Source organism: Rhizobium sp. Root274 (assembly GCF_001429245.1).
Lineage (GTDB): Bacteria > Pseudomonadota > Alphaproteobacteria > Rhizobiales > Rhizobiaceae > Allorhizobium.
Window position 1 is genome coordinate 605,950 of the sequence record NZ_LMJE01000001.1, and the last position, 25,890, is coordinate 631,839.

25 protein-coding genes are annotated in these 25,890 nt (G+C 63.2%); 12 read left to right on the plus strand and 13 right to left on the minus strand.

Going from position 1 to position 25,890, the window contains the following annotated elements; all coding sequences use genetic code 11:
* Positions 1–71: 71 nt before the first annotated feature.
* Positions 72–1,712, minus strand: a complete 1,641-nt coding sequence (locus ASE36_RS03160) for an MDR family MFS transporter (RefSeq protein ID WP_082510786.1) — start codon at positions 1,710–1,712, stop codon at positions 72–74.
* Positions 1,713–1,834: 122 nt separating this feature from the next.
* Between ASE36_RS03160 and ASE36_RS03165 the strand changes: the two genes are divergently transcribed.
* On the plus strand, positions 1,835–2,377 hold the full coding sequence (locus ASE36_RS03165) for a MarR family winged helix-turn-helix transcriptional regulator (RefSeq protein WP_244474646.1): 543 nt from the start codon (positions 1,835–1,837) through the stop codon (positions 2,375–2,377).
* 171 nt (positions 2,378–2,548) lie between these two features.
* Here the strand turns inward: ASE36_RS03165 and ASE36_RS03170 are convergent, their stop codons facing one another.
* Both ASE36_RS03170 and ASE36_RS03175 read right to left on the minus strand, forming a co-directional pair.
* A complete protein-coding gene (locus ASE36_RS03170; RefSeq protein WP_062275505.1) occupies positions 2,549–2,752 on the minus strand; it encodes a hypothetical protein in 204 nt (67 codons plus the stop codon).
* 211 nt (positions 2,753–2,963) lie between these two features.
* Positions 2,964–6,239: an Ig-like domain-containing protein gene (locus ASE36_RS03175; RefSeq protein ID WP_062275506.1), complete on the minus strand. Its 3,276-nt coding sequence runs from the start codon at positions 6,237–6,239 to the stop codon at positions 2,964–2,966.
* Between the two features lie 308 nt (positions 6,240–6,547).
* On the opposite strand from ASE36_RS03175, the gene ASE36_RS03180 reads away from it, so the two are divergent.
* Positions 6,548–7,924 carry a TIGR03808 family TAT-translocated repetitive protein gene (locus ASE36_RS03180; protein WP_062277940.1) on the plus strand — a complete coding sequence of 459 codons (1,377 nt, stop codon included), beginning with the start codon at positions 6,548–6,550 and terminating at the stop codon, positions 7,922–7,924.
* Between the two features lie 181 nt (positions 7,925–8,105).
* Positions 8,106–9,947, plus strand: coding sequence for a putative bifunctional diguanylate cyclase/phosphodiesterase (locus ASE36_RS03185; protein ID WP_062275507.1), 1,842 nt, complete (start codon positions 8,106–8,108; stop codon positions 9,945–9,947).
* A 56-nt stretch (positions 9,948–10,003) separates the two neighbouring features.
* Here ASE36_RS03185 and ASE36_RS03190 read toward each other — a convergent pair whose 3' ends face one another.
* Complete coding sequence (locus tag ASE36_RS03190; RefSeq protein WP_062275508.1) at positions 10,004–10,567, minus strand: DUF2087 domain-containing protein; 564 nt, start codon at positions 10,565–10,567, stop codon at positions 10,004–10,006.
* Between the two features lie 322 nt (positions 10,568–10,889).
* On the opposite strand from ASE36_RS03190, the gene ASE36_RS03195 reads away from it, so the two are divergent.
* Positions 10,890–11,549 (plus strand): glutathione S-transferase family protein, encoded by a 660-nt coding sequence (locus tag ASE36_RS03195; RefSeq protein ID WP_062275510.1) that lies wholly within the window; start codon positions 10,890–10,892, stop codon positions 11,547–11,549.
* 20 nt (positions 11,550–11,569) lie between these two features.
* Here the strand turns inward: ASE36_RS03195 and ASE36_RS03200 are convergent, their stop codons facing one another.
* On the minus strand, positions 11,570–11,971 hold the full coding sequence (locus ASE36_RS03200) for a DUF2442 domain-containing protein (protein WP_062275512.1): 402 nt from the start codon (positions 11,969–11,971) through the stop codon (positions 11,570–11,572).
* Between the two features lie 62 nt (positions 11,972–12,033).
* Positions 12,034–12,390 carry a hypothetical protein gene (locus tag ASE36_RS03205; RefSeq protein ID WP_062275514.1) on the minus strand — a complete coding sequence of 119 codons (357 nt, stop codon included), beginning with the start codon at positions 12,388–12,390 and terminating at the stop codon, positions 12,034–12,036.
* 117 nt (positions 12,391–12,507) lie between these two features.
* On the opposite strand from ASE36_RS03205, the gene ASE36_RS03210 reads away from it, so the two are divergent.
* Complete coding sequence (locus ASE36_RS03210) at positions 12,508–13,263, plus strand: DeoR/GlpR family DNA-binding transcription regulator (RefSeq protein WP_062275516.1); 756 nt, start codon at positions 12,508–12,510, stop codon at positions 13,261–13,263.
* 10 nt (positions 13,264–13,273) lie between these two features.
* Here ASE36_RS03210 and ASE36_RS03215 read toward each other — a convergent pair whose 3' ends face one another.
* Positions 13,274–14,281 carry an asparaginase gene (locus tag ASE36_RS03215; protein WP_062275518.1) on the minus strand — a complete coding sequence of 336 codons (1,008 nt, stop codon included), beginning with the start codon at positions 14,279–14,281 and terminating at the stop codon, positions 13,274–13,276.
* Between the two features lie 72 nt (positions 14,282–14,353).
* On the opposite strand from ASE36_RS03215, the gene ASE36_RS03220 reads away from it, so the two are divergent.
* The 5 genes from ASE36_RS03220 to ASE36_RS03240 all read left to right on the plus strand — a co-directional run bounded on the left by ASE36_RS03220 (position 14,354) and on the right by ASE36_RS03240 (position 16,875).
* Positions 14,354–15,088 (plus strand): DUF3750 domain-containing protein, encoded by a 735-nt coding sequence (locus ASE36_RS03220; RefSeq protein ID WP_062275520.1) that lies wholly within the window; start codon positions 14,354–14,356, stop codon positions 15,086–15,088.
* Between the two features lie 256 nt (positions 15,089–15,344).
* Entirely contained in the window at positions 15,345–15,605 is a 261-nt protein-coding gene (locus tag ASE36_RS03225; protein ID WP_062275522.1) for a hypothetical protein, read from the plus strand.
* Between the two features lie 8 nt (positions 15,606–15,613).
* Complete coding sequence (locus tag ASE36_RS03230) at positions 15,614–15,913, plus strand: type II toxin-antitoxin system RelE/ParE family toxin (RefSeq protein WP_062275524.1); 300 nt, start codon at positions 15,614–15,616, stop codon at positions 15,911–15,913.
* An 81-nt stretch (positions 15,914–15,994) separates the two neighbouring features.
* On the plus strand, positions 15,995–16,300 hold the full coding sequence (locus tag ASE36_RS03235; RefSeq protein ID WP_062275526.1) for a hypothetical protein: 306 nt from the start codon (positions 15,995–15,997) through the stop codon (positions 16,298–16,300).
* Positions 16,301–16,494: 194 nt separating this feature from the next.
* Positions 16,495–16,875 (plus strand): VOC family protein, encoded by a 381-nt coding sequence (locus ASE36_RS03240; RefSeq protein WP_062275528.1) that lies wholly within the window; start codon positions 16,495–16,497, stop codon positions 16,873–16,875.
* 52 nt (positions 16,876–16,927) lie between these two features.
* Here ASE36_RS03240 and ASE36_RS03245 read toward each other — a convergent pair whose 3' ends face one another.
* The 3 genes from ASE36_RS03245 to ASE36_RS03255 form a co-directional block, all read right to left on the minus strand.
* Positions 16,928–17,665 (minus strand): hypothetical protein, encoded by a 738-nt coding sequence (locus tag ASE36_RS03245; protein ID WP_062277943.1) that lies wholly within the window; start codon positions 17,663–17,665, stop codon positions 16,928–16,930.
* 62 nt (positions 17,666–17,727) lie between these two features.
* Positions 17,728–19,035, minus strand: coding sequence for a hypothetical protein (locus ASE36_RS03250; RefSeq protein ID WP_062275530.1), 1,308 nt, complete (start codon positions 19,033–19,035; stop codon positions 17,728–17,730).
* A gap of 133 nt (positions 19,036–19,168) precedes the next feature.
* Positions 19,169–19,750: a DUF1349 domain-containing protein gene (locus ASE36_RS03255; RefSeq protein WP_062275532.1), complete on the minus strand. Its 582-nt coding sequence runs from the start codon at positions 19,748–19,750 to the stop codon at positions 19,169–19,171.
* 353 nt (positions 19,751–20,103) lie between these two features.
* Between ASE36_RS03255 and ASE36_RS03260 the strand changes: the two genes are divergently transcribed.
* Positions 20,104–21,228 carry a GGDEF domain-containing protein gene (locus tag ASE36_RS03260; RefSeq protein WP_062275534.1) on the plus strand — a complete coding sequence of 375 codons (1,125 nt, stop codon included), beginning with the start codon at positions 20,104–20,106 and terminating at the stop codon, positions 21,226–21,228.
* A 44-nt stretch (positions 21,229–21,272) separates the two neighbouring features.
* On the opposite strand, the gene ASE36_RS03265 is transcribed toward ASE36_RS03260, so the two are convergent.
* The 3 genes from ASE36_RS03265 to ASE36_RS03275 all read right to left on the minus strand — a co-directional run bounded on the left by ASE36_RS03265 (position 21,273) and on the right by ASE36_RS03275 (position 24,770).
* On the minus strand, positions 21,273–22,307 hold the full coding sequence (locus tag ASE36_RS03265; RefSeq protein WP_082510929.1) for an NAD(P)H-quinone oxidoreductase: 1,035 nt from the start codon (positions 22,305–22,307) through the stop codon (positions 21,273–21,275).
* Positions 22,308–22,422: 115 nt separating this feature from the next.
* A complete protein-coding gene (locus ASE36_RS03270; RefSeq protein WP_062275537.1) occupies positions 22,423–22,896 on the minus strand; it encodes a GNAT family N-acetyltransferase in 474 nt (157 codons plus the stop codon).
* A 71-nt stretch (positions 22,897–22,967) separates the two neighbouring features.
* The gene (locus ASE36_RS03275) at positions 22,968–24,770 is read right to left on the minus strand and encodes a bifunctional diguanylate cyclase/phosphodiesterase (protein WP_062275539.1); all 1,803 of its coding nucleotides are present in this window, start codon (positions 24,768–24,770) and stop codon (positions 22,968–22,970) included.
* Positions 24,771–25,156: 386 nt separating this feature from the next.
* On the opposite strand from ASE36_RS03275, the gene betI reads away from it, so the two are divergent.
* Positions 25,157–25,789, plus strand: coding sequence for a transcriptional regulator BetI (betI, locus tag ASE36_RS03280; protein WP_062275541.1), 633 nt, complete (start codon positions 25,157–25,159; stop codon positions 25,787–25,789).
* Positions 25,790–25,890 lie beyond the last annotated feature (101 nt).

Sequence of the window (25,890 nt, forward strand, 5' to 3'; positions counted from 1 at the left end):
AAGCCAGAAGGCCCCGCTCACGGAATGAGCGGGGCCTTCTTCATTTCGTCGTCAGTCTCAAGCCCGGCCTGTCAGGCCTTTTGCTGGCCGGCCGTCGGAAGGCGGATATTGGGCAGGAGCAAAGCTGCGATCAGGCCGATGACCATCATGCCCGAGGCCGTGAGGAAGAGCGGCACGAAGGCGTCGGAATAGGCATTGGCGACGAGGGCGCGGGTGGCGTCCGGCAGGGTGCTCAGGATTTCCGGCGTCAGGTTGCGGAAGTCCTGGCCACCTGGCAGCGGGATCGCGACATGGGACAGGCTTGTGCCGATGATCGCGCCATAGATCGAAATCGCGATGGCCGCCCCGCCCGTGCGGGTGAGCGTGACCGTGCCGGTGGCGGCGCCGACATCGGCCTTTGAGGCGGCGTTTTGCACGCCGATAACAGGCACCTGCTGGCCGATGCCGACGCCGATGCCTTGCAGCAGCATGACGAGGCCAATGAGCAAGACGGGCGTTCCGGCATGGACAAGTGAGAAGGCGATGAAACTGAGGACGCCCAGCGCTGCGGAGGCAATGCTATAAGGTTTGTAGCGACCGGATTTGGCAATCAGGCGGCCGGAGGTCAGCGAGCCCGCGGCAATGCCGCCGGTCGTTGCGATGAAGAGCAGACCGGCCATGGAGGGCGAGAGGCCGGTGGTAGTCTGCAGGAAGAGCGCGACATAATTGACCGAGCCGATGCCGATGGCGCCGGAGACGATGGAGATGATCAGCAAGAGGTTGATCGTCGGCTTGGAGAAGAGCGAGAGCGGCACGACCGGTTCGGGCGCGCGACGTTCGACCAGCACCCAGCCGATGGCGCAGAGGGCACCGAAGGCGACGATGCCGAGGCTTTGCGGGGCGAGTAGTCCGCCGAACAGCTGTGCGCTGTCGGCCCAGAAGACGACCGAGGCGACGGCACCGGCCAGCAGGATGGCACCGGCATAGTCGATCTTGGGCTTCCGATGCGGCTTGCGATAGGGCAGCAGGAAGGCAAGGCCGGTCAAGACGGCGATACCGATCGGCAGGTTGACGAGGAAGATCGAGCGCCAGCCGAAGAGATCCGACAGCGTGCCGCCGAGAACCGGGCCAACGGCGCCTGAGATCATCAACACGAGGCTGGCATAGCTCTGGTAGCGGGCGCGTTCGCGCGGCTCGAAGAGATCAGCATTGATCGAGAAGATCGAGACCATGATGCCGCCGCCGCCGAGCGCCTGCAGTACGCGAGCGGCGATCAGCGTGTTCATCGAAACGGCAAGACCGCAGACGAGCGAGCCGAGGGTGAAGATGGCGATGGCCGTCATGATCACGTATTTGCGGCCGAAGAGATCGCCCAGCTTGCCATAAAGCGGCATGACGGCAGACGTCGTCAGCAGATAGGCCGAGCCGACCCAGCCGAAGCGTTCGAGATCGCCGAATTCACCGACGATGGTGGGAAGGGCCGTCGAGACGATCTGGTTGTCGAGGGTGGCCATGAACATGGCCGACATCAGGAGCAGATAGACGAAAAGGCGCAGGCGCGGGTCGCTGACCAGAGGCCCCTCCCCGGCTGCGGCGGACCGGGCGGACGCGGCATTGGACGTGCCCGGTGGCGTCGCCTCTCGCGGAGAGGCCGTGGCCGGATGCGGTTCAAGACGGGGAGCCGGGTGTGAGCCGGCGGTGGTATCTACGGGATCGACGACGCGGTTGTCCATGGGATCGGGGGCTCCTGTGTGGCGCCAAAATGTGCCTCTCGCATTTATATGTCAATAGCACATATTTGCGCTTGGCATGCATTTTTGCTTGTTCAGGTCTGCGGAGATGCTAAAGTGGCGCCATGCACAACACAGCTCCTTTGACCGACGCCCCGGAAACCGATCGCCCCGCCGCAGAGGCTGCAGGGGCGGCCAGGGGTCTCGCCCTGGTCGGCCAGGCGATGACACGCATGCGCCTGCTGATCGGCCGGCGCTTTATCGGCCGCATTGCTCTGAAGCGCATGGGAACGGGGCTCGAGCTCTCTGACATTGATGCGATCGGCGTGATCAAGCGGATCGGCAGCCAGCAGGAGGTAACGGTCGGAGCGATTGCCGAGCAGATGCGGATCGATCCGTCGCGCGGCAGCCGGATCGTTGCCGATCTCGTGCGCCAGGGAATGCTGGAACGGGCGGCCTCGCAGGAGGATGGGCGGCGCAGCCTGGTGCGGATCACGGCTGCCGGACGCGGCGTGCTCGACGAGATCGAAGCTATCAAGCGCGAGACAATCATCGAGGCCACCGCCGGCTGGACGGCGGAAGAGATCGAGACTTTTGCCCGGCTTTATGCCCGCTTCACGGAGGGGCTCGAGGCGCAGTTCGACAGGTTCGAACAGGACGAGGCGTGACTTGCGGCTGTCGAGCAATCGCCGCTGATTGAGCGAGATGCAACAACGACCCGGCCGGCATCTCCTCCCCCGAGAAAATGCCGGCCGGTCGTCACGAGGCTGGTTTTCACCGCCGATCCCGTTCCGCCAGGACAGGACCGGTTACACCCCGTGCCGAAGTGGATGTGCTGCTCAGACCGGTTTCGGTCCCTGCAGGGCATTGTAGATGCGGCGAGCCAGCACGGCGGCGATCGGCAATGCGATCACGAGGCCAGCGCCAAAGGCCGATGCAATCTGCCACCCCTGGCGCATGTCGAGCGTCAGCACCGCGATCACCGCCGCGCCCGCAACTGCGCTGGCAACGAGGATGTAAAGAACCGCAGCAAGACGTAGCATGATCCGACCTCCGAACTGTCGCTTCGGTGTTCCGGTGCAGACACTGCCCTGCGGAACCCTTCGAAGACGACAATAGCGCCCTCATCACCAACTTCCTTGATCTGGCGCAAATCGCGACAGTTGCGGGATTAGACAAAAGGCGAAGAGGGGCGCGACCACGATGAAGGGCGGGCCAGAGGTGACCTGCCTTCCCCATCCCGCACGGTTCTGATCAGAATCTGACGCGCAGACCGAGATTGGCGCCGAGCGACTGGCTTCCGCCGCTTTCGACGGAATAAAGGAGCTTGGCATCGGCATTCCAGCCGGACCCATCGGACAGGCCGAGACCGGCGGAGACGGAGCCGAACAAGCCGTTGCCATCAAGCGCTGCGTAACCGAGCTTGACGCCAGCCGAGGGCGTGAGCTCGAGGCCGTTCGACAACTCGATCCCGTGGGAGAGGTCGAGGCCGAGATTGGCGCGCAACTGGCGCTCGTTGAAACCGTCAATGCCGAGAATGCTGCCGGCACCATCCGAGATTTCGTAGGCGTCCACCTTTTCGTCGAAATAGACGAGACGCATGGCTGGCGTCAGGTTCGTATCCGGTCCGACCTGCCATTCGCCGCTGAGCGCAATATCGGCCATCCAGCGGCTCGTGTCGAAATCGCCGGTCCAGTCGCCGGCTTGGATGTTATTGGCGGAGCCGCCATAGCGAAGACTGGTGTCGAGGAAGATGTCGCGGGCGATCTCCATCGAGGCATAGGGGCCGGCGAGCCAGCCGAGGCCGGTCAAACGTTCGTCCTCGTCGGTCGGGTCGGACATGCGGTCGAGATGCAAGGACAGGCCGACGAGGAGGTGATCGGAGACCAGATAATCCGCGCCGAGATTGAGGAGGCCGAAGGTGCCCCAGTCGCCGGCGCCATCGTCGCGGTAGAGTTGGACGCTGCCGTCGAGCCAGATGTTGAAGTCGTCGCCGAGGCCGGCCGCGGGACTGTCCTCGCCTGCGGCGATGCGACGGGCGGATTCGACGGCGGCGAGGCTGGTGGCAAAACCGAAGGTGGCAGCGCCCGAGGCATCGGTGCCATTGGCGGTAACGGTGACCGGTTCGGTCGCCGCCGCCATGCGACGGCGGTCCTTGAGATTGGGCACATGGATCTGGTTGATCAGCAGGCTCTGGCGGGTGCTGACGAAATCGCGCACGGCGCTGTCGACGGCATTGGCGACCTGCTGGTCGTCTGCGGTGAGCGTATAGGTGACGGTGCCGTTGGCGACGCCGATGGCGCTCGAGAGCTTGTAGACGACGCGGGCATTGCCGGTGAAATAGACGCTCGGGGTGAAACGCAGGTAATAGCCGACGGGGGTCGAGGACGAGGTCGAGGCGAGTTCGCCGCGCACGATCTTGGCCGTGCCGGCATTGGCCGGGGAGACACCGACGACATCGGCATCGGTAATGGGCCCGCCGGTTGCCTTGTCGTTGAGGTAGAGGTCGGGCGGAGTGCCACCCTCCGCCACGGTGACGGTGGTATCCTCGACGGTGACAGCGCGTGCGATGACCGAGAGGGTGAAGTTGGCGGAGGCATATTCGCCGCGACTGTCGGTTGCGGTGAGGGTGAAGCCATACGTGCCGAGCGTCGCATCTTCCGACAGCGGACCCGTGAGCGCACCGGTGGAGACGTTGAGCGTGACGCCGTCCGGCAGGCTGCCGGATGTCAGACTGTAAGTGAGGTCGCCTGCGCCGCCCGATGCGGAGATCGAGGCGGTATAGTCCTCCCCGGCCATGGCCTCGTCCAGCGCGCCGCCATCCGGTGAAAAGGCGATGGTTGCAGCGGTGGAGGTGACGGTGATCGATACCGTGGCCGGTGCGGAGGTGCCGGCGGCGTTGGTGGCGGTATAGGTGAAGCTGTCGGTGCCGATATAGCCTGATGTCGGGGTGTAGAGGATGGTCGTGCCCGAGGCTGTGGCCGTGCCGTGGGCCGGGGCGCTGTCGACCGAAACACTTGCCGCCGCACCGCCACTCAAGGAGAGCGTGATGGCATTGTCGCTGGTGCCTTCGGCGACCGTTGCGGAGACATCCGCGGCGACCGGCTCTTCCGGCAGGACGGTCAGCGACAGGTCCGCCTGACCGGTGGCGCCGAGGGCGTCGGTTGCCGTTACCGTCACCGTGAAATCGCCCGCTTCTTCCGGGGTGCCGGAAAAAGTGCCGTCATCAGACAGGGTCAGGCCGTCCGGCAAGCCTGTGGCTGAGAAGCTATAGGGAGCGGTGCCAAGCGTGGCGGAGAGGCTTTCGCTGTAAGAGGAGCCGACCTGGGCCTCAGACAGCGTCGATGGCGCGATGGCGAGCGTCGGGGCGGTGACGGTAATCGTCATGGTGGCCTCGTCGTATCCGCCGTCGTTCGCCACGCGGTGAGTCAGGCTGTCGGTGCCGGAATAGCCGCTTGCGGGCGTGTAGGTGAGCGACGTGCCGGAAAGGGAGGCCGTGCCGCGGCTGGGATCGCTGATAATCTCGGAATGGTCGACGATGCCGGTGGTCGAAAGGGTCACGGCATTGTCTGTGGAGTTGGCGGCAACCGAAACGGTCTGATCCGTTGCAGTCGGCGCGGTCTTGGTGACCGTGACCCTGATCGTAGCGACGTTCGACCCTCCGGAGACGTTATAGGCGACATAGCCGATGCTATCGGAGCCATAAAAGCCCGGCGTGGGGGTGTAGGCGATCGTCAATCCCGACATGGTTGCCGTTCCATTTTCAGGTGGGTAGATGATCGATCCGCTTGTCGGTGAATTGCTCGCAACGATCTGGATCTGGTTGTCAGTCGAATTCTCGGACACCGTCGTATCGAAGGTTCCGGCATAGGGGGGCGGCGGGTTGACCGTTATGCTGACGGTGGCCGCCGCCGAGGTGCTGGCGTCCTTGGTCGCGGTATAGGTGAAGCTGTCGGTGCCGGAATAGTCCGCCGTCGGCGTGTAGCGGAAAATCCCGCCCTCCACCGTGACCGATCCGTGGGACGGCTGGGACGCGACAGCCAGCGTGGCCCCGCTGTCGACCCCAGGACCAATGCTATTGCTGCTGCTATTGGCTTCAACGGTGACATTGAGATCGCTGACTGCCGGAGGGGCTGGCAGGACGATGACCTCCCATGTCCAGGTATAGGTGCGCCATTCCGTTATATCTTCCCCATAGTCAGGGTCATAGCCGCTGAAGAGGTAATTTCGGCGAATCTCCCCTGTGTAGGTTCCCGCCGTGGTGGGCGTGCCTTTGAAGCCAACATGGTAGATACTACCGCCATCGATGTTTTCTGCGGTCATGCCAGGCACAGATCCGGAGATCACAGGGCCGCTGAGCGTGAAATCATAGCCGGGGTTCGGCAGATTGAAGAACTGACGGCTATAAACTCCCACCTGGTATGTCAGCGTTGTATCCGCTGCCGAGGCCCGCTCCAACGGGGAGAAGAGCGCAGCAAAAGACAGGGCCAGCAGAAGGAATGCCTGTTTGAAACGGGGCAGATGCAACATGGCGAAAACCGAAATGGAGGAGGTAATACGCTCAGCCTCTATCCAGCCACGGCGGCCCCTCACAGCGGGCGCGATCGGCCAAAAGTGGGATGGTCGATGCGGATGAAACCAATTGTGGGCACCGACGGTTCGGGCACCCCGTATGCAATCTTCTGTTTTCAAACGAAAAAACCGATCGGAGGCGCCCCGGATTCACCATGAAGATGGATGGCATCCCACCTCGGCTTGTCCTTCAGCTACCCATCAGCCAAATTTGGGCACATCCGGCCATGATGGCGCGGAGGCTTTAGGACATCCGTTCCATGACCATGCCGATGAGACGCCAGGTGCTATCGGGACTCACAAGCCTTGCGCTTGCGCCCGCCTTAGGCCTGTGGCGCCCGGCATCCGCCTCCGCCCAGGCGCTCGCCATGGCGGAATTGCGTGGCGGCTTTGATGCGGCGGAGGCTGGCATTCTCCCCGGCGCTGAGGACGACCAGAGCCGCAAGCTACAGGCGCTTCTCGACGCGGCGGCCAAGGCCGGGCAGCCGGTGTTTCTGCCGGCGGGCACCTATGAGGTCGCCAATCTCCAATTGCCTGAGGGGACGCGGCTTGCGGGCGTGCCGGGGCTGACACGGCTTTCCTATCGCGGCGACGGGCATCTGATCGCGGCGCAGGATGTCAAGCATGTGAGCCTTTCCGGCATCACCTTCGACGGCGCCAATCGCTGGCTTGCCGATTATACCGAGGGGCTTCTGTCGTTTCGCAATGTCGGGTCTGTCGTGATCGAGGATTGCGCGGTGACCGGCAGCCGGAAATACGGGCTGCATCTGGCGCAATGCGGCGGGTGGATCGAGCGCTGCCGGGTGAGCGGGGCCACCCTTTCGGCGATCTGGGCGATCGAAGGCCAGGGCTTTGCGATCCGCGACAACGAGATCCTGGACTGTGGCAATGGCGGCATCCTGGTGCATCGCTGGACCAAGGGCGAGGACGGCACGGTCATTTCCGGCAACCGGGTGGCGCGGATCGGGGCGGCGGAAGGCGGCACCGGGCAGAACGGCAATGGCATCAACCTGTTTCGGGCCGACAATGTGATCATTTCAGGCAACCACATCTCCGACTGCGCCTTTTCGGCGATCCGGGCGAATTCGGCCTCGAATGTCTCGATCACTGGCAACCAGTGTTTTCGCTCGGGCGAAACGGCCATCTATGCCGAGTTCGCCTTCGAAGGGGCCTTGATCGGCGACAATGTGATCGACGGGGCGGCGAACGGCATCTGCGTGGTCAATTTCGACCAGGGCGGCAGGCTGTCGACCGTGTCTGGCAATGTCATCCGCCACCTCGTCGACAAGGGCCCCTACCCTCAGGAGGTCGGCGGCTTCGGCTTCGGGATTTCGGTCGAGGCCGATACGGTGGTCTCTGGCAATGTGATCGAGGATGCAGCGACGGCCGGTATGCAGCTCGGCTGGGGGCCTTATCTGCGAAACCTCGTCGTCTCCGGCAATATCGTGCGCAAGGCACGCACCGGCATGCGGGTGAGCGTGGTCGAGGGGGCGGGACAGGCCGTCATCTCGGGCAATGTTCTGCAGGAGGTGAAGGACGGCGCGATCCTCGGCTATCGCTGGGCGGATCCGGCGACTGGCGAACTGATTTCCGATGGCGGCGGGTTTGCGCATCTGGTGATCTCGGGCAATCGCTCAAGCTGATTTGGCCGTCAGGCGGACAGGCCTGGGGCTTCTAAAGGCCGCATCTTCCTGTCTTCGAACGGCACAGGAGCCGATTGCGTCGTTAACGCGATAAGAACCAATATTAGAATTGCAGGATCTTCGTAAGTGACGATTAAGCGATCCATGGCTTAATGACCGAAATGAACCTTGTGCGGTCGCCATGCTGTTGCAATTGCAGAACACCATCCTCGAGAAGATCGCCACGGGTCAATCGCTGGCGGAGACGATCGACTATCTCTGCCGGGAGGTGGAGGCGCTCGCACAGGACGTCGTCTGTTCTGTGTTGCTGCTCGACGAGGATCACCGCCTGCGCCATCTGGCAGGGCCATCGTTGCCGCTCGAATACACCGATGCCATCGACGGTATCCAGATCGGGCCGGGCGTGGGGTCCTGCGGCACGGCCGCGTTCATCGGCCGGCCGGTGCAGGTCGAGGACATCGAAACCCATCCCTATTGGCAGCCCTACAAGGGGCTGGCACTGCCGCTCGGACTGAAGGCCTGCTGGTCGACACCGATCGTGGCCTCCGGCAAGGTGCTTGGCACGTTTGCCTTCTATTACCGGGTTGCGCGTGGCCCTTCCGACGCCGAGAAGGCGATCGTTCAGGCCTGCGTACACCTCTGCGCCATCGCCATGGAGCGCGACCAGCGCATCGCCGACCGCAAGCGCATGGCAGAGACGGACGGGCTGACCGGCCTGCCAAACCGCAGCCGGTTCAACACCGTGCTTGGCGAAGTCGCGCAGCGGCCGCAGGTCTGGAGCCTGTTGCTGCTCGACCTCGACAATCTGAAGATGGTCAACGATACCTTCGGTCACGGAGCCGGAGACGACCTGATCCGCGTGGTGGCACACCGGATTGCCGAAACGGCGCCTGAGGGCATGGCCTTCCGCCTCGGTGGCGACGAATTCGCCGTGATCATTCCCTGCATCGATACCTTGCGGCCTGCCGATCTCGCCGCAAGGCTGATTGCCCTGATCAAGGAGACGGCCGATTGCGGCGGGCACCTGATCTATCCGGCGGTCACCATGGGCGGTGCGGTGATCGTTGCCGGCGAAGGGCCGGATCAGGTTCGGCAGAACGCCGATTACGCGCTCTATCATGCCAAGGAACGGGCACGCGGGCGCTATGTGCAATACACCCCTGGTCTCGGTACCTCCATCGTCGAGCGATTCCGTGCGGTTCAGGAGGTGGGGCTCGCGCTGCGCGAGGATCGTATCAGCGCGCATTACCAGCCCGTGGTGGAGCTTGCGACCGGACGGATCATGGGCCTGGAATCGCTCTGCCGCATGACGACGCGCGAGGGAGAGATCCTTCCGGCAGCGCGTTTCATGGAGGCGATGAAGGATGCCCATGTCGGCCTGGACATCACCGATCGTATGCTGGAGCGGATCGCATCCGACTGCGGCCGCTGGAATGCGATGGGCCTCGGCTTCTCCCGTGTCGGCTTCAATCTCACGGCGGCCGATTTTTACCGCGGCGGACTGACGCGCAGGCTCACGGAGACATTCGCCCGGCACAATCTCTCTCCCAGCATGATCGTCGCGGAGGTGACGGAATCGGTTTACCTCAGCCAGAAAGACAGCGTTGTCTCGGACGAAATTCATGCGCTGCGCGAGGCAGGCATCAAGGTGGCGCTTGACGATTTCGGCACCGGCTTTGCCTCGCTCACCCATCTACTGACCGTGCCAATCGACATCATCAAGATCGACAAATGCTTCGTCAAGCGGCTTTCGGAAGCGAATACCGGCGCCGTGATTATCCGCGGCCTGCTGGAGATTGCGCGCGGGCTGGGGATTGTCGTGGTGGCCGAGGGGATCGAGGAACGCAGCCAGGCGGAGCAATTGCTGTCGCTCGACTGCGCGTCCGGCCAGGGCTATTTCTTCGCCCGGCCGATGAGCAGCGACGCGATCGAGGCGCTGCTCCGCAAGGACAATCACATCTCTGCCTGGAGCGCCTTCCTGCTGGAAAGCGAGCGGGAACTCCCCCAGGCTGCGGCGGGCTGATTGCCCGTGATTGCGGCTGGCGGCGACGGACTGCCTCCCCGCCCCCGCCCGATCCGTTACTCGCGAATATTCCGGCTGCCGGCGGCCGTGACCAGGCGGATCAGTTCGCGGGCTTCCGGTGGCGAACGCTTTTCGATGCGGCGATAGAGCCGGCAGTCGCGGGTGCGGCTGAGCAGGCCCATATTGACCAGTTCACGGCGGAGCAGCACGTGGTCGCCGAAACCGCTGTGGCGCATGAGCACCGCATTCACGTCCTTTTCGCCGAGATCGACACCCGCCGGCAGATAAGACCACATGACCCAGAGCGCCAGCTGCTGCTGGTTGAGCTTGCCCGGCCAGCGGACAAGCACGTTTGTGCCGGCAAAGCAGCGCGCAGCAAGCTCCACACGGCGAAAATCGACCGGTGGTTCTGGCTCGGTGACGACCGGGCGGGCCAGCCGATCTTCCGCGGCGCGACTGGCCTTGAAATGCTGGTAATTGCGAAAGCCGACCGCGCGGGTCAGCATGTTCAAAAGCTCGACATGGCCGGGCTTGTCCGCCCGCGCCTCCAGTTCGCGCTTCAGGGATTTGGCCAGCGCCGACAGATCGGGCGCGGCATAGGCATGGGTCGTCCTCGACATCTCATCATCTCCAAGTCGTACCCTGGCGCTGGAAGGCAGCCATCAAGGCCGGTGGTCACCGACTTCCGACGGGGCACGGGGAAACGAGCTGACGTCGATGAAGAAGAGAGGCAGGTTTAGCTCCCCTTGTCGGGGCGGTGACGCCTGGGTGAACTGCGGACCCATGGCCCAACCGATAAGGCCAGACGGGAGATCCTGTCAACCGAGCGCTTTCATCAGAGAATTTCATCGGTTGCATCACCCGCCACGGCTTTTCCGGGCGGCTGTGCCGGGATAGCGTCTGGCACAACATCACTTGGCCAAACATCACACGGAGACCGGCATGCTGAAGATCTACGGCGTCTACAAGTCGCGCGCGACGCGCATTCTCTGGCTGGTCGAGGAGCTGGGCGTGCCTTTCGAGCTGGTGCCGGTGCTGCAGGCCTACAAGCTGAAAGACCCGATGGCCGAGGGCGTGAGGCTCAACACCCGCTCGCCGGAATTTCTGGCCATTAATCCGATGGGCAGCATTCCGACCATTGAGGATGACGGGCTGGTATTGAACGAGTCTCTGGCGCAGACGCTGTATGTAGCAAAGAAGCAGGGCGGACCGATGGGCCCGCGCGATCTCCACGAGGAAGCGCAGATGCTGCAATGGTCGCTGTTTGCCGCAACCTCGATCGAGACGGACGCGCTGAAGATCTCGACTGCCAACAATGAAGGCCGCTTGTCCACCGAAGCCGGCCAGCAGGAAGCCAAGGTTCTGGCCCGCATTCTCGCCCGGCCCTTCGGCGTCTTGGAAAAGCATTTCTCGCACAACGACTATGCTGTCGGCGGACGCTTCACGGTGGCCGATATCAACCTTGCCGAGATCGTGCGCTACGCCCAGGCTTACCAGCCACTGTTCGACGCGCATCCGAAGACGGCCGCGTGGCTTGCCCATGTTCAGGCGCGGCCGGGCTTCAAGGCGATGTGGGAGAAGCGGCTGGCCGAGGTGGAGTGACGGGGCTACGCCATCGCCGCTCAGCCCGCAATCTTGCGCGGCCGACCGCCCTTGGCGCCGTTCGCCCGGCTGGCGGCGATCTTGGCAGGTGAGCGGGACTGCCCTCCCCGGCGCTGCGCTTCGAGGAAGGCGCGAGACCCGAAGATGCCGGCCATGAGGCCTTGGATGGTGTAGTCGACATCCAGCCTTTCCCAGTGAAGACCGGTTTCGCCCAGCAATTCGACCTCGGCAATTTCCTCCGACGTCGCCTGTTGGAGGCCTTCGAGCGCTCGGGCCGGCACGAGGAAGGCAGCGCCGTTGGTGAAGTCGACGACGATCCGCTCGGTCTCGCGCTCGAAATGTACCGCAATTGGGATTGGCCGGGCGTCGCGTTCTTCCGCCCAGCAGGTTTTTGCCGCCTGCCATTTGATTTTTCCCGTCATGATCGACAATAACTCATGACGCCGAGTTTCTTCAATTGCCGCAGGCAGCGCGCCCGTTCCCCTCAGTCGCACCCCGGCACATCCTCCAGCCTATACCAGACGGGAATGCCGCGTTCGGTGGCGATGCGGACGTCGTTGTCGGCGCCTTTGGAGGCGCCGGGGAGCCGCAGGACGCCTTCGCAGAGCGCCAGAAGGCGCCCGGCGACGGGGTGGAAGATCTGTTCGTAGAGATCATCGCCGACGGCCTTGCCGCCGGCGGCATGCCAGATGGGCAGCGCCACCCATTCGCCGATCATCGGCACATGGCCAGCCTGAAACAACGCATGGGACGGCGCTTCCAGCACCTTAAGGTTGGCGGCCATCTTTTCCGAGTCATCCCCCGTGCCCGAGCGATAGGGACCGGCAATCAATATCAACATGTCTCACTCCTTTTCGTCCGCCTCATGCGGAAATGTGCACATATCCGCATGATTCTTCTGGAATGTCGAATATAAACCGGTAATATCCGGAAATATCGTGAACAAACCGGCGAAAGCATGCTGACCGAACAAAGACGCAGAGAGATCCTGGAGGTGCTGAAGCGCGACGGGCGGGCGCTGGCGGGGGAACTGGCGCGGCTGTGGGATGTGTCGGAGGATACGATCCGCCGCGACATGCGCGATATGGCGGCGGCGGGGCTGCTGGTCAGGGTGCATGGGGGAGCCTTGCCGGTCGCCGCCCCCCTGCCCGATTTCTCCGCCCGACAGAACCTTTCGACCGAGGAGAAACGGCGGCTGGCGGCCGCCTGCGTCCGGCTGATCAACCCCGGGCAAACGGTGTTTCTCGATGGCGGCACGACGACGGCGGAGATCGCGCGGCAGATCCCCATCGATATGGCGCTGACGGTCGTGACCCATGCGCCGACGATTGCTGCAGAATTCGAGCGTCATGCCCAGGTCGAGGTGATCCTGATCGGCGGGCGGCTCTTTAAGCATTCGATGGTGGCTGTGGGACCGACCGCCCTCTCGGCAATCGGGCGGATCCGGCCCGACACCTTCTTCGTCGGCGCCACTGCCGCGCACCCCACAGAGGGGCTCTCAACCGGGGATTTCGAGGAGGCGGCGATCAAGCGACAGATCGCCAAGCGCAGCACTGCGACTTACTGCCCGTTGACGGCGGAGAAGCTTGGGGCCGTCTCGCCCTTCGGCATCGTGCCGCTTTCCGAGGTCACGGGGCTGATCGTCGGCGCCGAGGCGCCGGAGGATGTTCTCGCCGGTTATCGGGCGGCGGGCGCCGAAATGATCCCGGCGTGAGCGCTCAGCCTCAGCCGAACAGCACGTCCGTCACCCGCACCTGGCCGACTTCGATGCCGTTCCAGTTGCGCATGCCGTGATTGGCAAGCCGCATCAGGGCTGCATGCTCGTCCGTGTCAGCTTCGAAATGCCGGGCAAGAAGGGCAGCGATCATGGCTTCGGCGGCGCGGGTTGCGCCATCCTCGGCCTTGACGGCGAAAGACAGGCCCTTCTCCGGGAGGAGCGCGCAGAAGACGCCTTCGGCGCCGGTCTTGGCGAAGATTTTTCCAGGCGCCACCTGCATCAGCTTGGTGCAGAAACGTTTCGTGCCGGCGACATAGAAGGGCTCGGCCATGCAGGCCTCGATCAAGCGGCGGGCGGCTGCGGCGCGGATGGGGGCAAGGCCCTGCCCCATGCCGAGTTTGGCAAAGCCATAAGCGAGCCCTTTCAAGGGGACGGCATAGGTCGGGATGGAACAGCCGTCGGTGCCGCAATTGTCGGGGCCAAGGACCGCACCGGTCAGGTCCTCCATGATCGCCCGGATCGACTGTTGCAACGGGTGATCATAGGTCGAATAGCCCTTCGGGTCTTCGCCCATATGGGCGCAGGTGCAGATGAAGCCGGAATGCTTGCCGGAGCAGTTGTTGTGGAGTGCCGACGGTTGGTCGAGGCTGCGGGCCTGGGCAATGATGGTCGCCTGGTCGAAGGACCAGTGGGCGCCGCATTCGAGATCGATCTCGCTGCGGCCTGCCGCTTTCAGCATGGCGGCAGCGGTTGCCACATGTTCCGGCTCGCCGGAATGGGAAGCACAGGCAAGCGCCAGCTCACGACTGCCGAAACCAAGGGCGTCAGCTGCGCCGCTTTCCACGAGCGGCAGTGCCTGCATGGCCTTGCAGGCCGAGCGCGGGAAGACGGCCGCGTCGATATCGCCGGCGGAGAAAACCACCTGCCCTTCCGCATCGACGACGACCGCCAGGCCGCGATGACGGCTCTCCACGAGTTGACCGCGCGTGACTTCGACCGTGACCGGATTGTTCATGACCTGCCTCAAATTGCCCTGATTGTCTGATCCTTGTTAAAGCATGCATCGCCAATCTGTTCGAGGTCGGGCTTGAAATTTCTGCTGCGTATCGTCGTCGTCGTCCTGCTGGTCTTCGTTTTGCCGACGCTGGTTTCCGCCGGGCTCTGGGCGACGCGGGAGCATCCGCGCGGCTGGCGCGATGCCGACTGGAGTTCGACGGGCATGCTGAGCGGGGAGGAAGTCAGCCCGGAGGCCGCGATTTATGTCTTCTCGGCGATGACGGGCGGCTTCAAGGGGGCGATCGCAAGCCATGCCTGGATCGTCACCAAGGAGAAGAACGGCGCCTATCGCCGCTATGACAAGGTGGGCTGGGGCACACCGATCCGGGTGAACAATTATCCGGCCGACGCCTTTTGGTATTCGAACAGGCCGCGGCTCGTGGTCGAGATCAAGGGTGCTGATGCCGAGTGGCTGATCCCCAAGGTGGAGGCGGCGATCGAAGCCTATCCTTACCGCCAGCCGGGAGGCTACCGGATCTATCCCGGGCCGAATTCGAACACCTTTGTTGCCCATGTGCTGCGTCAGGTGCCCGAAATCGGCGCTGTTCTGCCTTCGGATGCGGTGGGGCGCGATTATCTCGGCGACGGGACCTTCTACGCGCTCGACGCCGATGGCCGCGACCTGCATGTGAGCCTAGGCGGTCTTGCCGGTTTCTCGGTGGGGGCGCGCAGCGGGCTGGAGGTGAATTTTTTGGGCCTCGTCGCCGGCGTGGATCTCGCCCGGCCAGCCCTCAAGGTGCCGGGCTTCGGGCCAATCGGGTTTTAAGCGCCCAAATCGCGGAATCAAAAGAGCCACCCGCGAGGGTGGCTCCCATGAGCTTTAGTCCTTTGTCTGGACCCGGACGGGGTAACCGCCCGAAGGAAGGCTGGATCAGGCCGAGGGCTGCCCCGTCAAAACCGCACCCTTTCCAAAGTCACACACGCAGACCGAAATCTCATTAGACATTGGATCACCTTCCTTTCGTTACGTTGCCGATAGAGGTAAGGTAGGTGCGTCGGGCAGAAACGGCAAGGCACGAAATATGACGAAGCTCGAAATTATGTTACCGGATGCGATAAGCGGTGCTGTCGAGACGCTGTCGCGTCAGACCGGGCAAAGCCAAGAAGACATCATCACCCGCGCCGTCGTAGCCTATGTCGACGGCCGCGCGCGCTGGCAGGCCGATATGGAGCGGGCACTTGCAGACGTGGACAGTGACCAAGGGCACGACGGTGACGACGTACTGGCGTGGATGGAGCGCTGGGGTGACGAGCCAGGAGCTCCTCCGCCCAGGGCGACCTGAAGCTTCCCATGAAGCTGCGTTTTACGCCTGATGCTGTGCGTGACCTTGAGGAACTGCGAGACTGGCTGATGCCACGCTCGCCGTCCGGCCACAGGCACGTGGTCTCTGCCATCCGAGCGGCCTTGCTGCGCATTCAGGATCAGCCACAGAGTGGCAGACCCACGGCGCGTCCCGATATTCGCGAGGCTATCGAGCCACGCTACGGTTTCATTCTGCCCTATACGGTTCGCGGGAACGTGCTGTGGGTGCTCCGCGTCTACAATGCGCGACGGCATCCTTTGATCTGGACCGATGACAGTTTCGGGTGACGCCAGGAAGCGCGCCAAGACTGCATATTGACCGGCTGGCCGGCGGAGAAGAGACTGCGCCTTAAACGGGAGGAGCACATCATGGACGACCTCATCCGCTGGCGGAGCATGCGGTCCGCGCCGAGGGACGGCAGCCGTATTCTTGTGACCATTCGCGCGTCCGAACAGGGGCCGGGCGCTGTCGATCTCGTCTACTGGTCGGATGGCGACCGGTTTGGCAGCGATGGCTGGCGCTCGTCGGATTCGACGCCGGGCGTGATCATCGAATATGCCGAGCCGGAGCTGAAATGCTGGATGCCGCTGCCCGGCGCCGATCCGGACAGGATGGTTCGGCCACCGGCCTGGGAGGGCGAGGACGAGGCGGAACTGGATGGATCCGGCATCTGAGCGTGTCGTGAGGCAAAGACCGCCCGCCACCTGTTCGGCATGTCCAAGGTCTGGGGAACTTCGGATCGGTCTTGTGGTTTTGCCCGTGCGGGTGCACGGTCGCGTTGAACCTTTCTGCCTGACGGAAGGCCGGCGCAACCGCCAGCTCGCATCATTCATCGCTGGCCGAAGCGCCAGAATTCTCCGGAGACACCATGTTCACCCATGTCATGATCGGCAGCAACGACCTTGCGCGGTCGAAACGTTTTTACGATGCCACCTTTGTGGCGCTGGGCGGCGCGCCGGGCGAGACGGATGCGCGCGGACGGCTGATCTATGTCCACAATGGCGGTCGCCTGATGATCACCACGCCCATCGACGGCCAGCCGGCGACCTCGGCCAATGGCGGCACGATCGGCATTCTGGCGGCGAATGCGGAGCAGGTCCGCGCCTGGCATGCGGCAGGAAAGGCAAATGGCGGAACGTCCATTGAGACCCCGCCCTCGGAGCGACCCAATGGGCAATTCGTCGCCTATCTGCGCGACCCGGATGGCAACAAGCTGACGGTGCGCTCGATGCCGGTCGACAAAGCGTAGGCGACAAGGTTTAGGCGACAGAGTTTAGGGAGGCCGCGCCGCTCCAGGCAGGCTATTTCTTCTTTGCCTGCTTGGCCGTCGCGACCGGCTTGGTCACCAGGTTGAACTCCGCCATCTCTGCCGGGGTCAGGTAGTAGAGCCGGTCCGGCGGTGTTTCCAGCGCGTGGATCCACAGGCCGTCGGCGATACCCATTTCGTCGAGGTGGCGGGCAATGCGGGCCGTCGTGCGCTGGGCGTCCGACATCGCCTCTTCCGGCGAGGGCCTGTTTTCGCCGGCATTGAAGACCTGATGGACGCCGAGAATGGCATTATCCGCCGCTTCGCGCGCCACACCGCCGGCAAAGATCAAGGGGCAGGACGAGGCGCAGAGCGCCCTGGTTGCCACGCGGGTGTTCAGCCCCTTTTCGCGGATCAGCTTCGACATGGCGAGCGCATCCTCGACCGAGCCGCCAGGGGAATTGAGCGAGACGGCCTTCACATATTCGCCGCGCGCTGCAATCTCCTCGGCGAAGCGATCGGCAGCGCCAAGATCGATCGAGCCTTCCGCTTTCAGGACGCCGCCCGGTTGCAGGTCGAAGCGCATGGGCTGGCGCAGCGCCTCTGGCGAGCTTTCCGGCGTAACCGGCGGCGCCTGGGGCACGCCATCCGTCAAGGCCGGCGGCAGAACCGGCGCATCCGTCGTCATCGGATCGTGGCCCGGCAGTGCTGTGTTGGCGAGGCTCAGTTCTCTGACGTCCACGAAGAGGAAGGCGGCGGCTGCGACCAGAAGGCCAAAGAAGGCGCCGCGCATCAGAAGGCCGTCGTCGGCGCTCAGAAACGCATGCTTCAGGCGCGGGAAGAGTGCTTCGGGTCTCACGCGGGCGGCCCTTTGCGCGGCGTCTTCACTGACGTGTCGAGGCTGGTGATGTTGGAGTCCATCCGGTCTCGCTCGTCCTCCGCTTCCGCCGCCTGGAGGGCCTGTTCGACATCGATCCCGTGGCGGCTGAGTGCCCGCTGCACTTCGAGCGCTTCCAGAAGTTCGGCCGCCGTGATCCTCTGGGCAAAGGGCATGCGCTCCTCCTGCCGCCGGATGGCGCCATGCACGACGGCCAGGATGAAGACGAGGACGGCGGGCAAGAGATCGATGGAAATCGCGCCGGCCCAGGCCGGGATGAAATCGGCGGCATAACGCAAGACCGCTTCGGCCGAAGAGAGGGGCACGAAGCGGCGCTCGGCCACCGGCTCGCGCGAAAGGATATCGTCGGCTGCCTGCGACAGCACCTGCGACTGCGCCGTGACCGAGGCGCGGATCGTCTGCATCACCTGGTCCTGGCGGTTTGCCAGATCAGCCGCCTGACCATCGGCGACGGGAGCAATGAAACCGAGCGACAGGTCCTCGGCCGCGCGCTTGACGGAAGGGGCAATCGAGGTCTGTTCCAGCGAGGTGATGACGCCCGAGAGCGCCACGACCTCGGCCGAGAACTCGTCGCTGCGCGGGGCGATCGCGCCCGGTGCCGACACCAGCGTGCGCATGGTGGCCAGGTGGGCCCGGCCCTGATCGAAGAGGGTGGTGACGCGTTCGCGCGAGGCCGTGATGCCGGTTTCCAGCTCGTTCAGCTGGGCGGACATCTGGGTCAGGAGTTGCACGACGCTGCCGGAACCGGTGGTACCCGTCAGCGCACCGTTCTGTCGTTCGTCTTCGGCAAGCCTTGAAAAGCGCTCCGAGGTGCGCTGGATGTCAGGCAGCAGGCTTTGGGCGGCGAGCGCGTTCTGATGCGCCTTGTCGAGGTCGGCGGTGTAATCCTGCACGGTTTCGGCCAGATGCTGCTCCAGCGCCGCGGAACCGGCAAGGGCCGCCGCATTCAGCCAGCTCGACATGGCGATGATCATGGCGCAGCCGAGCGCCATGACGCCGAGCAGCGCACCACGGGCGGCAGCGCCCGTCACATGCGGATAAAAGCGCGCCATATAGGACCAGAAGGCATAGATCGCGACCGAGACCGAAGCCGAATAGATCACGGCGGCAAAGAAAACCGCCATCGCCGAACCGTCGAGAATGCTGCGCACCCCAAGATAGGTATAGACGCCGGAGGCGAGCGCCAGAACGGCCAGCGCAAAACGGGTCATGGTTTCGACGGCTAAGACGCCATCCTGTAAACGATGCGAAGCGCCAAGCGCCATGAAGACCTCCAGCCGATCAGAAGCGTTAACAAGCGCTTAAGAAGGGGGCGGAATCAAGGCTGAGAGGATGCAGCCGAAATTGCCATGCAGCGGCGGCATACTGAACGCGAAGCTATGGAGCCTTGGGGGAAGACTAGGTTAAGTCGTGGAGGTCTTTTCCCAGTGCCGGGCCCAGGAGCCATTCTGTAAACCGCACCTTCAATCCGGAACGCTCCGGCGTGCAGCACATCGGGCCGACAAGGTATCGTTCTGATTTTGGAAACGGGCTGAGACGCACCAGTGGCCAAATCAAGCCATCACTCGACGCCTGTATTCTCAATACTCCGGCCTGAACCGTCACCCTTACCCAGAAATCCGATGGATCGCCCGCGTACTGTCCCGTCGCCCAATCCGATAGCCCATCGGTCAATACGCTACCGAGCAGTCCGTGTCCGTCAGAAAACTCGATGCCTGTCTTGACCCAGCGACTTTCGTCGACCCGGACCATGAGGCCCGCTTGGTCATAGAGGTGCTGGAATTGAGCTTGAACCCGAACCTGTGCTGTGAAGCCGTCAGTTGCCTCGAAGGCATAGAAATGTCCACTATCGCGGACAAATCCGTAGTGTGTCTCGCGCCAGAAATCGGTGTTCGGTCCGGTTACAACACAAAGTTCGTGCTCTGAAACCGAGAGCGTCGGCGGTCTGTTCAGCCAATCACCATTTTTCATGTTTTGCATGGACAACTCCTAAAAGGTCGTGATGGCTACATGATCCGAGTCATCGGTATCCTCACCATAATCTACCCGACAGGCGCCGGGCTCTCCATCAGCCGTTGCGCCTCCACCCTTTGAAAAGCAGCACTGCATGGATGATCGGGATTTCTTTGCCGGATTGAGGCCAGCGGTCCAGCGCTTGCCGAGCGCCGTTACCGGGACGACGCGTAAAACCGGGCTTTCGGCGAAACCAAGTTGTCCATCAAAATATTAGATTTTGTCGCTCAGCCTGACCGAATCTTAAATTCCCCGGCATCAATATGCTCACAGCTCCGGACCTCCAGCGGGTCCCAAACCATGTGCTTGAGGGATCTGGCGTGCGCTACAGAGAAACCGACGAAGTGTTCAAGACGCTGGTATCGGAGCTGCACTCGACGCTGACACCGACCACGATCATGGGGATGACCATCCTTGCCGTTGGGCTGTTTGCCTATGAGAGCCTTGGCAGCACTGTTGTTCTGATGGCCACGATTAGCGGCGCCATTGCTTCCATGGCCAAGATCGCCGTGTCCCTTGCCCATCGGCGCGCGGACGTCACGAGGCGCTCGACGGTTGCGGATGCCGCGCGCTGGGAGAGGCTGCAGGGTCTCTTCATCTTTCTCATTGCGGCCTGTGTGGGGACCATCGCCACTCTTGCCTTCGCCTACCGGGACCTGTCCGTCCACATGCTCGCGGCAGCGCTGACCTTCGGCTACTGCGCCGGGGTGACGGTCCGGATCTCGGTTCGGCCCTGGATCGCCGCGACGACGCTTCTGATTGCAGCCCTGCCGACGACAATGTCGATCCTGCTTTATGGCGACACCGCCCATTTGATACTCGGTCTGTTGAGTGTGATCTTCCTGATGGCGGCGATGCAGAGCATGCTGCATGTCTATCGCACGACCGTCCGGCAAATCCGGCTGTTTCTCGACATGGAGCATCAGGCCCGCCACGATCCGCTGACGGGGCTTTTGAACCGCGCGGCGCTGAGCGAGGCTTATCGGGGCCTTGGCAGGGCTGACGATGTGCTCACCTGCGTGCATTGCTTCGACCTCGATGGTTTCAAGGACATCAACGACCGCTTCGGGCACGCCGTCGGCGACGCCTTGCTCAAGGGGATTGCCGGGCGGCTGCACGACGCCCTTGCCGCGCCTGATATCGCCGTTCGGATCGGCGGCGATGAATTCGTCATCCTGCAACCTGATGTCCGGGATCCGGACCATGCCGACGCTCTGGCGCGCAGGGTCGTTGATCTCTTGCGTGCGCCCTACCCGATTGCCGCAGAAGAGGTCACCATCGGCATCAGCTTCGGCTATACCATGGCGCTTTCCGGCTCTCTGACGCTGGAACAGATGATGGCGACAGCCGATACGGCCTCCTACCGCGCCAAGCGCAACGGCGGCGGCATCGACCGCGAAATCCCAGCAATGCTTGATCTTGGCAGGTTTTCCATCGCCGCGTGAGGACCGCTCGTGACGCTGCTGACTATCACGAGCGTCGCGCGCCTTCACCCCATCTTCAGCACAATCTTGCCGATATGAGCCGAGCTTTCCATCAGCCGGTGTGCCTCGACCACGTCCTCGAACGGCAGAACGGCGTGGATGACCGGGGCGACTTCGCCGCCTTCGATCAGCGGCCAGACTTCCGCCATCAATTCGTCGCGGATGGCCCGCTTCTCCTCCGCTGTGCGCGGGCGCATGGTGGAGCCGGTGACAGTGAGGCGCTTGACCATGATCGGGGCGAGGTTCGCTTTTTCGACGGTCGAGCCGCCGAGGAAGGCGATGATGGAGAGGCAGCCGTCTTTCGCGAGGATCTGCAGGTTGCGGTCGAAATAGGCGGCGCCGATCATGTCGAGGATGACGTCGACGCCCTTGCCGCCGGTTTCTTCTTTAACGATCTCGACGAAATCCTCGGCCTTGTAGTTGATCGCACGCGCTGCGCCCAGATCCATGCAGGCGGCGCATTTTTCCGCCGAGCCTGCGGTCGTGTAGACGGTTGCGCCAAAGGCTTTTGCCAGCTGGATGGCGGTGGTGCCGATGCCGGAGGACCCGCCATGGATGAGCACGGTTTCGCCTTCGGTCAGGCCCGCCATCTGGAAGAGATTGGCCCAGACGGTGAAAAAGGTTTCCGGCAAAGCTGCCGCCTTCACGGCGTCATAGCCCTTGGGGACGCTCAGCGCCTGGGTGGCGGGAACCGTGCAATATTCGGCATAACCGCCGCCATTGGCGAGCGCGCAGACATGGTCGCAGATCTGGAAGTCGGTCACGCCGTCGCCGAGGTCGACCACCTCGCCCGCGATTTCAAGGCCAAGCACGGGGCTTGCATCCTTCGGCGGCGGATAGGTGCCCTGGCGCTGGGCGACATCCGGCCGGTTGACGCCCGCCGCCTCGACCCGGACGAGAATTTCGCCAGGGCGTGGCCGGGGGATCGGGCCCGTCGCAAGCCGCATCACCTCGGGCGCGCCATGGGCGGGGAGATCGACATACCGCATCGTGGCGGGAAGAAACTGGGTCGCTGGACGGGACATCGCGTGGTCGGACATGGGCGCGCACTCCTGGAAGCTTTTGGGAAGATCGGCGGTTGGTCCGGCATAGAGCCTCTGAAATGCGATGAAAAGGAGGCCCTTTGCCGCCCGCGACAAATGGTGGCGACCGGCCTCAGCCGGCGGGCTCGTCCAGGGCGATTTCCATGAAGGTTGCGATCGGGGTCTGTTCGTAACGGCCAAAAGGGCCGCGATCCCGGAAGCCGGCGCGCGCATAAAGGCGGCGCGCCTCGACATTGCGGATGCCGACTTCGAGCAGGACGGCGCGGAGATTGCGCTGCCGGGCGGACTGGAGAATGGCGGTGACGAGCTGGCGGCCGACGCCCTGCCCGGCATGCTCGGGATCGACGATCATGCGCTTGAGTTCACCCGTGCCATCGCCGAGATCGAGGAGGGCAGCGCAGCCGAGGGCTTGCCCAGCCTTGTCGCGGGCGACGAAGAGGGTGATGTCGGGGCGCGACAGGGTGGCGGGGTTCAAGGCTTGCCGGAAGGCGCCGGGATAGAGGCGTGCGGCGATAGCGTCGGACAGCTGCAGCAGGGCCGCGATGGCGGGCTGGTCGGGTGGTTCAACCGAAATGAAAACATCCATGCCGTATCCCGCTCCGATCCATCCGCTTGGTCATCATAGCGGCAGTAACCGGCGGAGCAACGAGGTCCCGCTCACCCATCCCCAAACACCCCGATCACCAGTCCCTCCTCGCTCTCCTTCGCCTGCTTCTTCAGCTCGGCGATCTCGGCGCTGATGCGGTTGACATCGTCGATGACGAGACCTTGCGGGAGTTCGATGACGCCGATCGAGCAGCGCATCAGGGGGAAATCGCGCTCCAGACCCTGGCGGTCCACGCCCTTGATGCGACCGGCCTGGCGGTCGGCTTCGGAATAGAGGGTGACGACATCGTCGTGGAAGTCGGACAGCAGGCGGTCAAGGATCTCGTTCAGTTCCGCGCGGGTCCAGTCGGTTACGCCGATGAAGAAATCGTCGCCGCCGACATGGCCGAGGAAATCGCCTTCCGAGAAGAAATAGCGGCGCAGCAGGGCGGCAAAGAGCGAGATGGCGTGGTCGCCATGGTGGAAGCCGTAGTGATCGTTGAACGGCTTGAAGTGGTCGAAGTCGCAGTAGCAAAAGAACCTGACATCGTCGCCGTCGCGGGCGGTGTCCTGGATGAAATCGCCGATGGCGCGGTTGCCGGGAAGGCCGGTCAGCGGGTTCTGGTCCTGGGCGGTCTTCAGCTGCTTTTCGTTGATGATGCGGATGAGCGAGGCGGCAGAGACGATGCCGGCATAACGCATGTTTTCCGTCAGGATGACGCAGTCGGAACCTTCCATATTGGCGAAGATCGTCATCAGGCGTTCGGCATCGGCATCGAGACCGACAATGGGAGCGCGGTCGACGAATTGCGAGATCGAACGCTCATAGAGCTTGTTCTTCAACAGGTCGCGGCCGAAGGGCTGGTAGATATATTCCTTGAGATGGCGCTCGTTGATGATGCCGCGTGGTTCGCCATTGGCGTTGAGGACAGGAAAGAAGGTCTGGCCGGGATGGCGGCGGAAGAGATCGAAGACGTGCTCGATGTTCTCGTGCTCGTAGACGGTCGGAAGCGTCTCGATCTGGCGGCGAATGAGGATTTCATCGAGCGACTGGCTGGAGCGACGGATCTTGCCGACGTCCTGCAGATGCGGGAAGGCACTCTTCAATTCTGATGTCAGCGTGGTCGGGCGGGCGATGAACCAGCCCTGGACGAGATCGACGCCGAATTCGCGGCAGGCGATGAATTCGCCCTCGGTCTCGATGCCTTCGGCAATGACGCGCACGCCCAGCACATGGCAGAAATTGACGATGTTCTTGACCAGGTGGCGCTTGCGCGGATTGCTGTCGAGGCCCGAAATGAAATGCCGGTCGATCTTCACATAATCGACGGGAAAGTCGCAAAGCAGCTTCATCTCGCCATGTCCAACGCCGAAATCGTCGATGGCGAGCTTGAAGCCGGAGCGGCGCAGGCGCTCGACCAGAGCGGCGAATTCCGGAACGCGGGTGTTGTCGAAGCGCTCGGAGAGTTCGAAGCAGACGGAGGATGGCGGGATCTGTGCCTTGCGCAACTGGTCTAGCAGCGTGTCGACCAGCGCATTGCCCTCCGGGATCAGGCGCACATCGAGATTGAGGAAGAGCGTTGAGCCGGCGCGATCGGGGAGTGTGGCAAATTTCGCGAGCGCGCGGCTCGCCACCATCTGTTCGAGTGCGAGCAGATGGCCCGTCTCGGCCGCCTGATCGAGCAGATCAAGCGGCGAGCCAAAACCCAGCCGGTCATGGCCGCGCAGCAGGCTCTCGTAACCGAAGACGGCGCCGGTGCCGACTTCGACAATGGGCTGGAGGGCATTTTCGACAACCAGTTTGGCCAGTGTCAGCAGTTGATCATTGGCGAACCGGCGCACAACTGCGCCCTCTTCGACCGCCCCCAATGCCATAATCTTCTCCAATATACCTTTGTTTTTTATGGAGAGATCGTGGCGGGCAATCGTCAAGAAAGCCTTTCCCGGATGTGACAGTTCGATGAAGATTGACGGAGGAGAAGCTGGCCAATCGGCAAGCGTCTCGCAGATGGCCGGAGGCGGTGTGGCATCACTTCTGCGCCCAAAGCCCTGCAAAACAAGCCGACCGAGGGCGTGTCTTGGCCGGTTTAAGGACATCTGGCAGGGCCCGATGCGCCTCCATGGCAACGCAGCGTGCCCGACGATTTACCGTTAATCCTCACGCCTGCCGGTGCGCGTTATCCGAACCATGCGGCTGCCAAAATTTTTTATTGATTGATCAGTCAATCAAATTTATTCTGCTGTAAACCAAGGGGAACCGGATGCCGAAAATCGGAATGGAGCCTGTTCGGCGCAAGGCGCTTGTCGATGCCGCGCTGAAGGCGATCGGCCATCATGGTTCGCTGACCGTGACCATGTCCGAGATTGCGCGCGAGGCGGGTGTCTCGGCGGCGCTTGCCCATCACTATTTCGGTTCGAAAGACCAGTTGCTGATCGAGACCATCCGCTCGCTTTTGCGGCAGCTGAGGGCGGATGCCGTCACGGCGCTGGTCGCTGCGGAAACGCCGCGTGCGCGGATTTCGGCACTGATCCGCGTCTCCTTCCAGGCCGACCAGTTCGCCCCTGATGTCGTTGCCGCCTGGCTCGCCTTCTATTCGGAGGCGCAGCGTTCGGAAGAGGTGCGCCGGCTGCTCGTCATCTATGCGCGGCGGCTGCATTCGAACCTGTTGTCCGGTTTGAAGCCGCTGTGCGGGGCAATCGACGCGAGCCGGATTGCCGATGGCGCAGCGGCGATGATTGACGGGCTCTATATCCGGCAATCTCTGAAAGCCGCACCCTTGTCGATTGATGCCTCTGTCGCATTGGTCGAGGATTATGTGGCGGGCCAGCTTGTCACCCACCCTCCCCTTGAGGGGGAGCGTCGGACCGCAGGTCCGGGGTGGGGTGAGCCGTGACGACGACCGTATTGCTAGAGACCAAGATCACCCACACCCGCCGCTTTGCGGCGACCTCCCCCCTCGAGGGGGAGGTGGAGAGAAAACACCCGTCTGGAGAC

Excerpts from the sequence above, each read along its gene's own strand:
- ASE36_RS03245 (WP_062277943.1), bottom strand. The coding sequence starts at position 17,665 with ATGCGCGGCGCCTTCTTTGGCCTTCTGGTCGCAGCCGCCGCCTTCCTC.
- ASE36_RS03240 (WP_062275528.1), top strand. The coding sequence starts at position 16,495 with ATGTTCACCCATGTCATGATCGGCAGCAACGACCTTGCGCGGTCGAAA.
- ASE36_RS03210 (WP_062275516.1), top strand. The coding sequence starts at position 12,508 with ATGCTGACCGAACAAAGACGCAGAGAGATCCTGGAGGTGCTGAAGCGC.
- ASE36_RS03205 (WP_062275514.1), bottom strand. The coding sequence starts at position 12,390 with ATGTTGATATTGATTGCCGGTCCCTATCGCTCGGGCACGGGGGATGAC.
- ASE36_RS03275 (WP_062275539.1), bottom strand. The coding sequence starts at position 24,770 with ATGGCATTGGGGGCGGTCGAAGAGGGCGCAGTTGTGCGCCGGTTCGCC.
- ASE36_RS03160 (WP_082510786.1), bottom strand. The coding sequence starts at position 1,712 with ATGGACAACCGCGTCGTCGATCCCGTAGATACCACCGCCGGCTCACAC.
- ASE36_RS03235 (WP_062275526.1), top strand. The coding sequence starts at position 15,995 with ATGGACGACCTCATCCGCTGGCGGAGCATGCGGTCCGCGCCGAGGGAC.
- ASE36_RS03165 (WP_244474646.1), top strand. The coding sequence starts at position 1,835 with ATGCACAACACAGCTCCTTTGACCGACGCCCCGGAAACCGATCGCCCC.
- ASE36_RS03180 (WP_062277940.1), top strand. The coding sequence starts at position 6,548 with ATGCCGATGAGACGCCAGGTGCTATCGGGACTCACAAGCCTTGCGCTT.
- ASE36_RS03255 (WP_062275532.1), bottom strand. The coding sequence starts at position 19,750 with ATGCAAAACATGAAAAATGGTGATTGGCTGAACAGACCGCCGACGCTC.
- ASE36_RS03190 (WP_062275508.1), bottom strand. The coding sequence starts at position 10,567 with ATGTCGAGGACGACCCATGCCTATGCCGCGCCCGATCTGTCGGCGCTG.
- ASE36_RS03170 (WP_062275505.1), bottom strand. The coding sequence starts at position 2,752 with ATGCTACGTCTTGCTGCGGTTCTTTACATCCTCGTTGCCAGCGCAGTT.
- ASE36_RS03250 (WP_062275530.1), bottom strand. The coding sequence starts at position 19,035 with ATGGCGCTTGGCGCTTCGCATCGTTTACAGGATGGCGTCTTAGCCGTC.
- ASE36_RS03185 (WP_062275507.1), top strand. The coding sequence starts at position 8,106 with ATGCTGTTGCAATTGCAGAACACCATCCTCGAGAAGATCGCCACGGGT.
- ASE36_RS03215 (WP_062275518.1), bottom strand. The coding sequence starts at position 14,281 with ATGAACAATCCGGTCACGGTCGAAGTCACGCGCGGTCAACTCGTGGAG.
- ASE36_RS03230 (WP_062275524.1), top strand. The coding sequence starts at position 15,614 with ATGAAGCTGCGTTTTACGCCTGATGCTGTGCGTGACCTTGAGGAACTG.
- ASE36_RS03200 (WP_062275512.1), bottom strand. The coding sequence starts at position 11,971 with ATGACGGGAAAAATCAAATGGCAGGCGGCAAAAACCTGCTGGGCGGAA.
- ASE36_RS03265 (WP_082510929.1), bottom strand. The coding sequence starts at position 22,307 with ATGTCCGACCACGCGATGTCCCGTCCAGCGACCCAGTTTCTTCCCGCC.
- betI (WP_062275541.1), top strand. The coding sequence starts at position 25,157 with ATGCCGAAAATCGGAATGGAGCCTGTTCGGCGCAAGGCGCTTGTCGAT.
- ASE36_RS03270 (WP_062275537.1), bottom strand. The coding sequence starts at position 22,896 with ATGGATGTTTTCATTTCGGTTGAACCACCCGACCAGCCCGCCATCGCG.
- ASE36_RS03195 (WP_062275510.1), top strand. The coding sequence starts at position 10,890 with ATGCTGAAGATCTACGGCGTCTACAAGTCGCGCGCGACGCGCATTCTC.
- ASE36_RS03225 (WP_062275522.1), top strand. The coding sequence starts at position 15,345 with ATGACGAAGCTCGAAATTATGTTACCGGATGCGATAAGCGGTGCTGTC.
- ASE36_RS03175 (WP_062275506.1), bottom strand. The coding sequence starts at position 6,239 with ATGTTGCATCTGCCCCGTTTCAAACAGGCATTCCTTCTGCTGGCCCTG.